This window comes from Rothia sp. HMSC064D08 (assembly GCF_001809525.1).
In the GTDB taxonomy this organism is placed as follows: domain Bacteria; phylum Actinomycetota; class Actinomycetes; order Actinomycetales; family Micrococcaceae; genus Rothia; species Rothia dentocariosa.
In genome coordinates this window covers 316,550-330,279 of the sequence record NZ_KV797899.1, presented here as the reverse complement: position 1 = coordinate 330,279, position 13,730 = coordinate 316,550, and the positions used below count along the sequence as shown (strand labels likewise).

Here is a 13,730-nt window from a genome sequence, read left to right as displayed (position 1 = left end):
GAGTTCTCAAACAACACACCACACCAACAACACCACCACACACAAACACGCATGCAGAGATCATCATCAGCCGGTCATCACATGATAAATCACCGCAACCAACCCCACCCGGATCACAACCAGAAATGAAGTCCTCGCCGCGGCGACTCATACAACTATACACACCCACACCCACCACCGCAACCCGAGGAGTAATGAGATAGAACACTTACAAAAATACTAGTCAGATATCTATAAATTCTACAGTGCTGGTTGGGGGCGAAAGACCCCCGAAACTACGCAGCTCTTCACTGTTCTTGAAAAGCGCGTACTCCCGTCATGTCATCTCAAAACTCGAATCACTAAGATATTCTTTTCTCTCTAGACCACTATATAGAAGATATAGATGAAGGGTTTCCATACATCGAACCGTATAGAAACCCTTCAAGATCCTGTGGTAAACGGGAATAGTAAACCCTATACTACGGTAATCGCACCCTGGTTTTTCTTGCCCCGACGCACGATTGCATACTTACCGTGCAAAAGCTGCTCAGATGAGATCAGGGCATCTTCACCTTGAACCTTCACACCATTGACAGATGCACCGCCTTCTTTCAGGATGCGTCGCGCCTCAGACTTGGAAGAGGCAAAACCAAGCTCCGTAAGCGCAGTAATCAGATCCAGCCGATCCGAAGAGAGCTCAACCGAAGGCAGCTCATCCATTACAGCCTGAAGAGTGCTCTCGTCCAAGGCCGCAAAGTCTCCCTTGCCAAAAAGGGCTTCCGAAGCCGCTATGGCCTGTTCCGTAGGCTCAACACCGTGAACAAGGGCCGTAACCTCATAAGCAAGCCGTTTCTGTGCTTCACGCTTGTACGCTTCGGCTTCGACCTTATGCTCGTATTCGCCAATCTCCGCACGAGTCAAGAAAGTAAAGACCTTCAAACGATCTATTACATCCGCATCAGCGGTATTAAGCCAGAACTGGTAAAAGGCATATGGAGAACACATCTCGGGGTTCAGCCAAATTGCGTTGCCTTCACTCTTACCAAACTTCGTGCCATCAGAGTTTGTAATCAGAGGGGTTCCAATAGCATGAACAGTTTTTCCCTCGACCTTGCGAATCAGCTCGGTGCCGCTGGTGAGATTACCCCACTGATCAGAACCACCGGTTTGCAAAGTGCATCCGTACTGACGGTTAAGCTCAAGATAATCCAAGCCCTGCAAGATTTGGTACGAGAACTCGGTGTAAGAAATACCTTCTTCAGAGTTTAGGCGTTTAGCAACAATTTCCTTCTTGACCATCGTGCCCACACGAAAATGCTTACCAATATCGCGCAAGAAATCGATAGCCGAAAGCTGCCCGCCCCAATCCAAATTATTCACCATACGAGCCGCATTATCACCCTCAAACGAAAGAAAACGCTCAATCTGAGACCGTAGAGATTGAACCCATTCAGCAACGACTTCTCGGGAGTTAAGTACGCGCTCCGATGTCTGCCGGGGGTCTCCGATTAGACCAGTAAAACCGCCCACCAGACCTAGGGGATAGTGCCCGGCAAGTTGCAGACGACGCATTACCAAAAGCTGCACAAGGTGCCCCAAATGTAAGGATGCGGCGGTAGGGTCGTACCCGGTATAGAATGTAAGCTTTTCATCGCTCAATGCTTTTTCGAGTGCCTCTTCGTCAGTACTCACATGCACGAGTCCGCGCCATTTGAGCTCCTGCCAGATGTTCTCGAACGTGTCGTCATTGTGCTGCGCATTAAGGATGTCGGCAGACATGGTTCTCTATGTTCTCCGTTCCATGACATATGGTGTAAAAATATTTGATGCGCAGAATACAGCCTGCACATAGTAAGTACACCCAAGATTGATAGTTATAGCCTAGCACTACGTCGCTACCTGCGATATATGCCAACACTACTTACAGGTCCACTTTACGACTGGGCAGATCCGGCTACTTCAGCATCTAGACCTGCGGGCATTGAGGTTCCTACCAGATGAAGCCGCTGTGTGGGGCGAGTCATTGATACATATAGATCACCTACAGCACCTTGTGCATCGTCAAGAAGCTGCTGCGGTTCCACGATGATGACAACATCAAACTCAAGTCCTTTAGCTTCCCAAGGCGTCAAGACAAGAACCTGATTCTCGACGGCGTCCTCAGCGGTTCCTGTACGATCCGCATGTGTTTCCATAACTGCACGCGCCACCTGTGTGTACTGGGCAGGAGAACAGACTACTCCGATAAGAGCCCCATCTCCCAGGGCAACCTCATCACTCACGCGCTGGACAGTCTCAGCAACCACATGTTCCTGGGGCACCTGATGGATAAAAGGTGCCCATTGTCCTTCACGCACAGCACGAGGTGCTGACACTTCATACCCGGCTTCGCGTGCAACGGCGACTGCGGCATCCGCAATTTGCGCCGGGGTACGGTAGTTAATCGTCAATTCTTCAAGGGTAAACCGCTCCCCCACAAAAGGTTCAAGAGCCTGAGACCACGATGAAGCGGCAGAGGCTGAAGATGCCTGCGCAATATCTCCCACTACCGTAAACGATTTCATGGGGCATCGTCGCATCAGCAAGCGCCATTGCATAGGCGAAAGCTCTTGCGCTTCATCCACAACAATATGCCCATAGGCCCAGGTGCGATCCGCCTGTGCCGCAGCTGCAGCAGTCATACGATTGATACCTACCTCGTTGAGAGCGGCGATCTGCTCGGCCGTAACGACGCCGTCTGCGCCAATATCGGCGAGTGTCTGATGCACATTCTCAAGTGCTTTTGAAGCATTCTCAAGGTTAGCTCGATGCTCAGCCTCTGCGCGCGCTGCTGCTGCCGCACCCGTGACCCGGGAGAAATCACCGAGAAGCTCCGCAGCGTCATCCAGTAAGGGAACATCAGCCTCAGTCAGAGGAGCATCGGCAGGGCGTTTGAGAAGTTCCCTTTCTGCCTCAGTAAAATTCTGAGTTGCGGACTCTAGATATTGCTGTTTCGAGAACAGGGAACGCACCAGCGTTTCAGGTGAAAGCGGCATCCAGGCAAGGTTAAGAGCACGTCGTACATCCAAAGAAGCACGCACATCATCTTGTAAATAAGGGCGGTCCACAATGCGACCGGCGGCTTTATTAAGCTGATCGTCCAGCACGCTCGTCAGTTCCTTAAGCAAAATTTTGACGAACGTCTCGCGAGCTTCATTATGTGGTTTTCCAGTAGCACGAGCCCGAGAACGTGCTGAACGTACCATCTGTGGAGTAAGAACAACATCAGTGCCCTCAACGTTGAGGCGCTGTTCCCGCTCAGGAACTTTTTGGCGATCTTCAACTGCTTTCTTGATTACCTCTACCATGCGCAAATCACCCTTAAGCGCAGCGATACGACGATCGTGCTCTGGTACAGCGCGAAGCCCAGGGTACAGTGTTGCCAAGGATGCCATAACCACTCCGGTTTCCCCCAGAGAAGGCAGAACACGCTCAATGTACCACATGAATGAATGCGACGGTCCTACCACTAATACACCCGCTTTAGCGAGGCGTTCTCGATTTGTATACAGCAAATATGCCGCACGATGCAGAGCAACTGCAGTTTTACCGGTACCTGGCCCGCCCTGAACAACCCGAACGCCGGGCAGCTCGGAACGAATAATCGCATCCTGCTCGGCTTGGATGGTTGCGACGATATCATTCATCCGCCCGGTACGTTTCTTATTTAAAGCCGCGAGAAGCGCACCTTCACCATGCAAAGTGTCGCTATCCTGAAGTAATTCGGAGTCGAACACCTCATCTTCGATGTTGGTGACGGTACGTCCCTCCAGCATCAGATGCCGCCGACGCCGAACCCCTAACGGATTAAACGCCGTAGCCTGATAGAACGTGCCGGCCTCGGGGGCACGCCAATCCATCAAAAGCCGCTTCTGGTCGCTATCCATAATTCCTAAACGGCCGATATACCGAACCTCATCGGCTCCGTCTTTTGTAAGGTCAAGACGGCCAAAAACAAGCCGCGCATCCACTGCGTTAAGCTGGGCCAGGCGATCTTCGTAATGGGTGGCAAAAGAGTCCCGTTCGGAACGGTTTTGATGCCCACCAACCGCCTGATTCTTGCGAACATCCGCGAGTTTTTGTGAGGTTTCTTCCCGTAAATCATCTAGTCGTGCATAGATTTTTGCAACATGTTCGCGTTCTTGGGCAAGCTGCTGCGCAAAGACACGTGTAGCAACATTCTCGGAAACATTCTTAGATGTTTCTGCGGGCATAAAAACTCCTTTAACGGCATAACGCCGATTAACTCACGATTTACGGCGATGCCGAAAACAGAGTATCTATTTTACAGGGTTATATGCACGCTCAAAAGCTATGTCTATGTGCTTTGAGGCAGGACGTTACTCAGAAACTACACTTAAGGTTTCTACTCGGTATTGCGCCAAAGCTTCACGCCCGCCCAAACCTTTGAGCTCCAAGAGAGTGCCAATTCCTGCTACTTTCAGCTCCGCACGTTCAATAAGCTTCGCGGCAGCCACCAGTGTGCCACCGGTTGCCAAGATATCGTCGAGTAGAAGCACACGGGTTCCCGGTGCGAAATCATGACAGTGAATCTCGATAGCTGCAGTACCATACTCAAGCTCATATTCTTCGCGGTATGTTTCACGGGGCAGCTTACCAGCCTTACGTACCGTCATAATGCCTTTGCCGGAGGCATAAGCAAGCGCTGAAGCCATAAGAAAACCACGGGCTTCTACACCAGCGACAACGTCATAAGTACCTTCAAAAAGCCGTGCTATCTCGTCAATAGATGCTTTAAAAACCTCAGCGTTTGCAAAGAGAGTGGTGACATCGTAGAACAGGATTCCCTGATGTGGGTAATCCTGAATGGTTGCGCATGCCGCCGGAATAAGCTCTTGCATGGATGCGAGCGCAGAAACGTTCATTACTCTCTCTTTCGGAGGTCAGCGGGTTCTGGGATCAGCTGGTGTATGTCCGCCGCAGAATTAATGCGGCACGGTGGCTTTGACAGCCTCAAGAATTCTACCTTTTTTCGATAAACATGGCACGTAATTCATGTTTAAGGATTTTTCCAGTGGGCCCCAACGGCATGGAATCTACAATTCGATAATGGCGCGGATACTTATAGGCAGCGAGTTTCTCACGCGCGAGAGTATCTAATTCTTGAATCAGCGATTCATCATCCTTCTGCCCGCGAGAGACGACAACAGCTGTAATCTCCTCGCCAACAAGCGCATCATCAAGACCAATAACGGCAACGGCTCGAACCTGCGGATGCGTCTGAAGAACATCCTCTATTTCACGAGGATAAACGGAATACCCATTACGCAGCACCATGTCTTTAATGCGGTCCACAATATAAATATTGCCGTTGTTATCCAGACGAGCTATATCTCCGGTGGCAAACCATGTACCGTCGAAAACCTCGTCCGTAGCCTGAGGGTTATTCCAGTATCCCGCCATGATATTTTCGCCCGAAACCCAAAGCTGCCCATGAGTTCCTGCAGGCAAAGATCGACCTTCATCGTCACGTATCTGCACCTGCACTCCCGGAAGCACGCGTCCGACGGAACCAGTTACGTGCCCAAACTGGGCCTGATTAAAACTGACAACTGGTGAGGTTTCGCTCAGCCCATACCCTTCATATATAGGACAGGAAATTAACGCATCAAATGCACTGTGCGCAGATTCGGGCAGGGGTGAGCCTCCAGAAATACCAAATCGGATGCGTCCTTTCAGCTGGCGAGCGTTAGACGGGTTTTCTTCGAGTGCGGCTATAAGCGCCACATACATACTGGGTACTGCTGCAAGAACCGTCACATCGGCTTGGTCGATGAGTTTGATTGCCTCTTCGGGGGTGAACCTTGGCAAAAGAGCGATGGTTGAGCCAGCAGCGCATGCCGCGTTGAGGGTGACTGTTTGCCCAAAAGCATGAAAAAGAGGTAAGCCACCAAAAATAATATCTTCAGCGGTAAATCCGAACACTTGAGCACAGCTTTGGGCATTGCTCAGAATATTAGCGTGCGTTAGGGTTGCACCCTTGGGCTTTCCCGTAGTTCCCGAGGTATAGAGAATAAGCGCCGGATCCGCCGGGCTTACGGGGCATAACTTGAGTTCTGGTTCAGACGGATGGTCTGTTCCAAAGGGAGCTAATGAAGATTGAGGGTCTGCACTCGTGCCGCCTAATATCTCAAGATGCACGGTTCCGTCACACACGAGGGGCACTTGGTGTGCTTCAGCTGCTAGGCGGGTTCCTTCCCAGGCAAAGAGCACGGTAGCGCCGCTATCCTGCAGATGATGTTCAAGCTCGGCACCACTCAGCAGAGGGTTTAACGGAACACAGAGAGCACCGCTTGCCAGAATGCCATAGTATAGAGCGGGCATCAGGGGAACATTAGGTAAAGAGAGCGCTACTCGATCGCCTTCCTTCACACCACATTTTCGCAGATGTGCCTGTACCCGAGCCGCCGCCTGCCCCAGTTTTCGATATGTCACCGTAGCGATATTCGAGGAGGCTGAAAATACTAGCGCTGGAGTGTTCTCGTGTATGCGGCTTGCGAGCAGACGTGCAATATTGTGCGATGTTGCCGGTTCAGGGGCGGAGGCATTCTCAACAGTAACGGGCATCGTTTCTTTATTCCTATTGCATGTTCTTGCGTAGCATGAAAAAGCTCTAACTCGGGGTAGTGCTAACAGCACAATATGGCGTTTGTTTAGCCTTCTCCATTCTAAACCCGTCAATCTCAGGCAAAGTTTACAGCATACCTATAAACCGAGCTTTTTACCTGTCACATTTATTCAACAAATTTGTATTCTGATAAATTCGTAATAGTATTTATGAATGAATCAAAATAAACGATAATCTCCTATGCAGGAAGCCTCCATGACCGATAGCTTTTCACCATCATCTCAGGTCTCCCCCGAACTAAAAGACCAAGAGCTCGAATTCCTCAATTCGATCTTCGACCTTGCCCGCAATAATAAGCCTATTGCGCTCCAGTCGCTCCTCGATCAAGGCATACCGGTAAATCTCACAAACTCCCACGGAGACACCCTCCTGATCCTTGCCGCTTACCATGAGCATGAAGAAATCGTGCGCATTCTTCTCAAAGCGGGTGCAGACCCAGATCGTCTCAATGACCGTGGGCAAACGGCGTTAGTCTGCGCGGTATTCCGCGATAACCTCACGATCTCTCAGTTGCTTCTTGATGCTGGCGCCAATGCGTCTTTAGGTACACAAACCCCTGCGGATGTTGCCCGGTTCTTCGACCTACCGAGTATGCAAGAACTTCTCGCTGCGGCAGCATCAACCGCTGAATAGCACAGAGGCAGTGGGAACAAACCATCACGTCTCAATTTTGCGCCCACCGCCTCATGCAAACCATAGCTTTACACGACATTCAACGTATCTGAATATTCAATAAAGTCTTTTATTAGTTTGTAGACCATGCCAAGAAACTAGCTGCAAGTTCCTGTCCACCAGCAGGATCGCGGGATATTACCATTACGGTATCGTCTCCAGCTATTGTGCCAAGAATTGCCTCTAAGCCGCTCTGATCAATGGAGGAGGCAAGGAATTGTGCGGCACCGGGTGGGGTACGCAAAACCGTAATATTACCTGAGCCTTCCGCCGTGATAAGCAGCTCTTTAAAGAGCGAAATCATGCGTGCATCGGGAGCTGCCCCTCCCCCACGACGCGCAGGATAGTTTGGAACAGCATATATGAGACCAGCACCCTCATCACGAATACGTTCAGCACCAATTTCTACAAGATCACGTGAGAGCGTAGCCTGAGTAACTTTCATACCGTCATCGGTAAGATATTGCGCCAGCTCAGCCTGAGAACGTACACGGCGGGTCTGCAACAATTCCACGATACGTGCCTGACGCGCGATTTTTGTCGAGGGGAAAGGCATTTTGTCTTCTACTTCCTTCGGTTCCAACCACAGGTTGAGTCTAGTCACGGACCCCACGAGGTACCGCACCGCTCTCAATACTCAAAGATAATACATATACACATAATTATGCGACCTAAATATCGATTATGCGCAACTTTATTTGAAAACTTTTACGTTCCTAGCATACTTTGTGGACTTTATATCCTCTATTCCCGCATACAAAAGCGGAACCTGACCTCGCATATTCTACAAAGTCAGGTTCCGCCTACTACTGTGCTACTTTTGCCGCGACTCTACATCGTCCTGTGAAGATTCTTCCTCAACGATGTAGCCCTCATCGTCCTCTTCATAGTCGTCAGATTCCTCGAATCCGTCGACATCTACATAATCAACACGAGAGCGGCGATTAGACCATATGCCAAAGGCGCATCCACCGATCAACACAACAAGAGCTAGCGCAAAACTACCCCAGCCAACAAGGTACTGCTGACCTACGCTGCCCTGCTCAATCGCTTTAACGCTTCCTTTTTCACCGGTACGCACAACCTCAATCTGGTGGTCAGAGGTCTCTGCGACTAAAGCACTTACCTCACGGGGGAAATCCTGCGCATAGTTTCCAGTCTGCGTACCACGGAAATCGATATTTTCACCCGCATGGACCTCATAGGTGTCCTTCAGGTTTGAGCGATATTTCATGCCGTCGATGCGGTTATCCTTCGGCAGATTACCCTTATATTGCGCTACATTCGAGTCTGTTTCTAAATCGGGGGTCAAATCAACGTAACTGCCTTCAATAACCCAGCTTTTGCCCTCGTATTCCGCGTCCTGATTCGCGGAGAAAAGCGCACGAACACCCACAACGCACAGAACGATTGCAACCACGATAGCCAGAAGTACGCTAAATACCGATACCCAGTTGATGTGGGGTCGTTCTTCGTAGTATTCATCGTCGGCATCGCTCATGCCGAAAAAATCATCCCTGGATTCTTCAGTACCCTCGTAATCGACGTCTTCGTATTCGTCATCACGCTGTGTCATGCGCTCTCCTTATCGTGTTTCCTGTACTAGGGTACCGGTGCCTTAGCCTTACGGAAAGTTAAGACGTGATAGAACCTTCACAGAGTGACGATTTTCTAACGCTCACCTACAACTTGGCAAGTACATGACTCGTATGAACACATAGCTAACGCCCCTTCTGATCCACGTAACGGACGAAGGGGCGCTAGTGATGAACTATGCCATAGTGCGTCTACACACGCGCCACAGCCCCAAAGCGTTCCGCGGCAACAGCAACCGCTGCCTCACGCGAAGCGCTTGCTTCTTCAGCAGTGAGCGTGCGATCAGGTGCGCGGAAGCGCATAGCAAACGCCAATGATTTTTTACCGCTCTCGACACCCTGACCACGATAATCATCGAAGACTCGCAAATCTTCGAGCAATTCCCCGGCGCCATCACGAAGGGCCTGAGCTACCTCAGAAGCAGGAATATCCTCATCGACCACAAGAGCAACATCCTGAGTAGCTGCCGGATAACCGTAAATAGGCGATGCCTGAGGCACACCCGAGCGGGAAGCAAACAGTGCAGTAAAGTTCACCTCAAAAGCACAGGTACGTTCAGGGAGATTCTCAGTCTGCAGGAGCTTTGGATGCAGCTCGCCAGCATAACCAATAGTTTGTCCGTCCTGTGTGCGGAGCCGCGCGGTTCGTCCAGGATGGAATGCCTGATGGGTTCCTTGGGCAATCACAATCTCAACACCTAAAACATCCGCTATGAGGCGCGCCGCATCCAGCGCATCGCGCCAGTCATGGGCACGAGCCTGAGTACCAGGCATTGGTTCGTGCTCGGCGCCAGCAAACAGACCACTAAAATACACAGGCTGCTCGGGGATACCCGCATTCAAATCCGCAAGAACCTCATCACTGGGCCGTTCACCCAGAGGAGGGATGCTAGCGGAGCCCTGTCGTTCACCAGGAATAAAAACGCGGCCAGCTTCAAAAATTTTCAAGTTTTTGAAACCACGCGAGAGATTCCGCTGCAAAACCTCCGTTAAGCCAGGCAGGAGCGAGCGGCGCATCCATCCTTCAGCAGAAGAAATTGGGTTCGCTAACCGTACCGAGTTCACTTTTTCGCCAGCGGTTGGCGAAGACCAAAGATTATTCGCTTCTTCCGAGACGAAGGGATAAGCGAAAACCTCGGTCAAACCAGCTGCCGCGAGCGCATTAGCAGCTCGCCGACGGGCGGCTTGTTCCGGAGTATATCCGTGACCTGCGGGAGCGACGGGTAGAGTGTACGGAATATTCTCGTATCCATCCAAACGAGCAATTTCTTCCGCTAGATCTTCCGGAGCCAGCAAATCATTACGCCACGAAGGAGCTTTTACGGTGTATCCCGTCGCGGTCGCCTCAACCTCACATCCTATTTCTGTGAGAGTATTGACGATCTGTTCTGGTGAGTACTCCACCCCGATGCGGTTCGTCACGTAATCCCGGGGAAGGTCGATGACCACCGGATCGCGAGAAATCACGACATCGGTCACCCCCGCATCTGCAACTCCTGCTGCGAGCTCGACAAGTAGCTCAACTGCACGCTGGGCAGCCGCTGGCTGAAGTTTTGTATCGACCCCGCGTTCAAAGCGTTTAGATGCCTCAGAGATCAGCTTATGGCGACGGGCAGTACGCGCAATAGATACTTCATCGAAACGCGCCGCCTCGATCAGAATATTCTTCGTCTCAGCCGTAACCTCGGTAGAAGAACCGCCCATGACACCAGCAAGACCGATAACGCCGGAATCATCGGTAATCACGATGTCCTCTGGATGCAAGTCGCGTTCAACGCCGTCCAAAGTCGTCAGCTTCTCCCCTGTGACTGCTCGGCGCACCACGATTTCTCCCTGTACCTTATCGGCATCATAGAAGTGCAGCGGCTGACCAGTCTCAAGCATCACGTAATTGGAAATATCAACTGGCAGCGAGATAGAACGCACACCCGCTAAGCGCAAGCGTGAAGCCATCCACGTGGGTACTGGCGCGGTTGCATCCACACCATTAACCTGGCGCATGGTGAAGCGTATAGTTGCCGGGTTATCGTGAATTGGCGCGGAATCCTCTAGACGTACCGAGATGCCTTCAGAGTTAGCCTTGGGGGCGCGAGCACCGTATTCCAGAACGAAGTCGTTAAAAGAAGTTCCGGTCGCATGCGCATATTCACGGGCAATACCGCGAATCGAAAACGCATATCCGCGATCGGGAGTCACATTAACCTCTGCTGCTTCGTCATGCAGACCCAAAAGTTCCAACGCATCGGAACCAAGTTCCGGGTCAAGACCCAGCGTAGAGAGCACCAAAATACCACCGTGATCTTCACCAATCCCCAGCTCTCGGGTAGAAGCAATCATACCGGCAGACTTGTGCCCATAGGTTTTGCGGGCGGTAATGGCGAAGTTTCCGGGCAGTACGGCACCGGGAAGAGTTACTACGACTTTGTCGCCGACCTTGAAGTTGTGGGCACCGCAGATAATACCCTGCACGCCGGATTCTTCAATGCCTTTGCCGGTGAGAGTCTGTGTTTGTCCTTCGGGAACTACGCGCACCTGGCACCAATTCACGGTCTTGCCGTTGGAGTGAGTTTCGGGCTCCAGTGAAAGCACCTGACCGACCACGATGGGGCCGGAAATCTCATCGGTAGGACGATGAACATCCTCTTCCTCTAGACCTACCTTCACGAGAGTTGCAAGAACGTCCTCAGCCGAAGCATCCGCGGGGACAGGCGCAAATTCGCGCAGCCATGATAGGGGTATACGCATAGTGTCTAAATCTCCATCCCGAACTGTTCAGAGAAACGGATATCGCCCTCAATCATGTCGTGCATATCAAGGACATTATTACGGAACATGAGGGTACGCTCAATACCCATGCCGAACGCAAAACCCGAATATACATTGGGGTCAATGCCAGCGGCACGTAAAACATTGGGATGCACCATGCCGCAACCGCCCCACTCAATCCACTGGGGCCCGCCTTTCGCGTGGGGGTGCCATAGGTCGAGCTCTGCAGAAGGTTCCGTGAAGGGAAAGAAGTTCGGACGCAAACGAATCTTCGCGTCCTCACCGAACATTGCACGCGCCATATATTCGAGAGTGCCCTTCAGATCAGCCATGGTCAGTCCCTTATCGACTGCCAAGCCTTCAATCTGATGGAATACCGGGGTATGCGTAGCGTCAAGCTCATCTGTGCGATAAACCTGACCAGGGCACACAATGTACAGTGGCAGCTCACGGGTAAGCATGGAACGCATCTGTACCGGAGAGGTATGGGTACGTAAAAGAAGATGCGTTTCTTTAGGCTCTACGTAGAAAGTATCCTGCATCTCGCGTGCCGGATGATCTGGCTTAATATTCAGGGCATCAAAGTTATACCACTCGGACTCTAGTTCCGGTCCATCGGCGACTTCCCAGCCCATACCCACGAAAATATCGGTAAGTTTTTCCTGCATCAACGCAACAGGGTGACGCCCACCCAATGAATGGCGTGCTGTGGCAGCGGTGACATCTACCGCTTCTTCCGCAAGGATGCGCGCCTCGCGCTCTGCCTCAAGTTCTGCGGTACGGGCCTCAATAGCCTCGGTGAGTGCCGCACGCGCCTGTCCCAAAAGTTTACCGACCGGCCCCTTATGTTGGTTTTCAAGGTCACGCATCTGCCGATTGGCAAGGCTTAAGCTGCCTTTATCGCCAAAGAATCCAAGACGTACTTCCTTGAGCGAGTCAAAGTCTTGCGCGTGCTCACGCAGAGCTTTCTGCGCGCGTTCACGTTCTGCCTCGAAGGCTTCTCGAACGGTTTCTAAACCGTTCTCAGGGTTCTCTTTTAAAACCTGTGCAATACGGGCAAGAATGTGCGCTGATTCGGGCGCGTTCTCATGTTCCTGCACGGAATCGGTCATAACTACTCTTCTCTGCATTTGTGCATTGTTCTCACCAGGCGGGCGCGCCGCAGGGCACGCAGACACGCGCTATCTTTCTAGTTTAGTGCAGTTGGAGTCTTCTTTCACGATAGCTTGTGTCTATAGGCCCTAGGCATGAAAAACTACAGAACATTCTCCCGATCAGAGTAGCCGAAAGCCTTCCACAAAATCTCAGCGCAACCAGCGTTAAATTTAAATAGATCCTGGCCGCATCACCTCTGTGAATGCAGCCAGACATTATGTCGTCATTTATGTATTTAGACGAGGAGCTCTTTAACAGCGGGGTCAAAAGCGGAACGAATCCATAGGACGTTCGTGATAAACCAACCAGCATAGATGGGAACAAGACCGTAATGCTGGGAGTTAAGAATATTACCGATCATCGACATAATAGCGATGAAAGCGCCCAAAATCGCAAATATCAGTCCAAAAGTAAGACCGATGCGTTTACCTTTCTGAATGGTGAAATAAACCCATAGATAAACGACCGCTGCCACGGCAAGAAGCACGAGACCGCCCCAAACCCCAAATTCCGGAAGGCCTTCAAGCGGTTTGAAGTTGTTTGGCGCAAAAGCTGAGATAACACCATGAAGAAAGCACAAAAGCGCCGATACAATCATGATTTCTTGAAGACGGAAAATTTTAGGGTGTTTCGATGGTGAATTAAATAGGCTGTCGTGCGATTCGCCGCCTTCTTGGATGTAAATCGCTTGAGTATCCGACGGGGCTGAATCACGTCTAAAAGTGTTCGGATCGTACTGAGGTGCTGGAGTAGTCATCATTGTCTCCCACGATGTATATGTGATTTCTAGCTCAATAGTACCCTGAGGGCTTACGGAAACAAATTAAATTTCCACAATATGACGCATAGCGGCTGGCCAACGTCCGCTATAT

10 protein-coding genes are annotated in these 13,730 nt (G+C 51.1%); 1 reads left to right on the top strand and 9 read right to left on the bottom strand.

The window, feature by feature from the left end; all coding sequences use genetic code 11:
• Nucleotides 1-456: 456 nt before the first annotated feature.
• The 4 genes from tyrS to HMPREF2625_RS06825 all read right to left on the bottom strand — a co-directional run bounded on the left by tyrS (nt 457) and on the right by HMPREF2625_RS06825 (nt 6,609).
• On the bottom strand, nt 457-1,761 hold the full coding sequence (gene tyrS, locus HMPREF2625_RS06840) for a tyrosine--tRNA ligase (RefSeq protein ID WP_070523266.1): 1,305 nt from the start codon (nt 1,759-1,761) through the stop codon (nt 457-459).
• Nucleotides 1,762-1,916: 155 nt separating this feature from the next.
• Nucleotides 1,917-4,235, bottom strand: coding sequence for a HelD family protein (locus HMPREF2625_RS06835; protein WP_070523262.1), 2,319 nt, complete (start codon nt 4,233-4,235; stop codon nt 1,917-1,919).
• Nucleotides 4,236-4,361: 126 nt separating this feature from the next.
• On the bottom strand, nt 4,362-4,907 hold the full coding sequence (locus HMPREF2625_RS06830; RefSeq protein WP_070523260.1) for an adenine phosphoribosyltransferase: 546 nt from the start codon (nt 4,905-4,907) through the stop codon (nt 4,362-4,364).
• Nucleotides 4,908-5,004: 97 nt separating this feature from the next.
• The gene (locus tag HMPREF2625_RS06825; protein WP_070523257.1) at nt 5,005-6,609 is read right to left on the bottom strand and encodes an AMP-binding protein; all 1,605 of its coding nucleotides are present in this window, start codon (nt 6,607-6,609) and stop codon (nt 5,005-5,007) included.
• 256 nt (nt 6,610-6,865) lie between these two features.
• On the opposite strand from HMPREF2625_RS06825, the gene HMPREF2625_RS06820 reads away from it, so the two are divergent.
• Nucleotides 6,866-7,303 (top strand): ankyrin repeat domain-containing protein, encoded by a 438-nt coding sequence (locus tag HMPREF2625_RS06820; RefSeq protein WP_070523253.1) that lies wholly within the window; start codon nt 6,866-6,868, stop codon nt 7,301-7,303.
• Between the two features lie 112 nt (nt 7,304-7,415).
• Here HMPREF2625_RS06820 and HMPREF2625_RS06815 read toward each other — a convergent pair whose 3' ends face one another.
• From HMPREF2625_RS06815 to HMPREF2625_RS06795, 5 genes are all read right to left on the bottom strand, one after another.
• Nucleotides 7,416-7,898: an arginine repressor gene (locus HMPREF2625_RS06815; protein ID WP_048751575.1), complete on the bottom strand. Its 483-nt coding sequence runs from the start codon at nt 7,896-7,898 to the stop codon at nt 7,416-7,418.
• A gap of 258 nt (nt 7,899-8,156) precedes the next feature.
• Nucleotides 8,157-8,918, bottom strand: coding sequence for a hypothetical protein (locus tag HMPREF2625_RS06810; protein ID WP_013398787.1), 762 nt, complete (start codon nt 8,916-8,918; stop codon nt 8,157-8,159).
• A 211-nt stretch (nt 8,919-9,129) separates the two neighbouring features.
• Nucleotides 9,130-11,682 (bottom strand): phenylalanine--tRNA ligase subunit beta, encoded by a 2,553-nt coding sequence (gene pheT, locus HMPREF2625_RS06805; protein ID WP_070523250.1) that lies wholly within the window; start codon nt 11,680-11,682, stop codon nt 9,130-9,132.
• A gap of 5 nt (nt 11,683-11,687) precedes the next feature.
• Nucleotides 11,688-12,815, bottom strand: a complete 1,128-nt coding sequence (gene pheS / locus HMPREF2625_RS06800) for a phenylalanine--tRNA ligase subunit alpha (RefSeq protein ID WP_013398785.1) — start codon at nt 12,813-12,815, stop codon at nt 11,688-11,690.
• Between the two features lie 278 nt (nt 12,816-13,093).
• Nucleotides 13,094-13,615: an ABC transporter ATPase gene (locus HMPREF2625_RS06795; RefSeq protein WP_239652978.1), complete on the bottom strand. Its 522-nt coding sequence runs from the start codon at nt 13,613-13,615 to the stop codon at nt 13,094-13,096.
• Nucleotides 13,616-13,730: the final 115 nt, after the last annotated feature.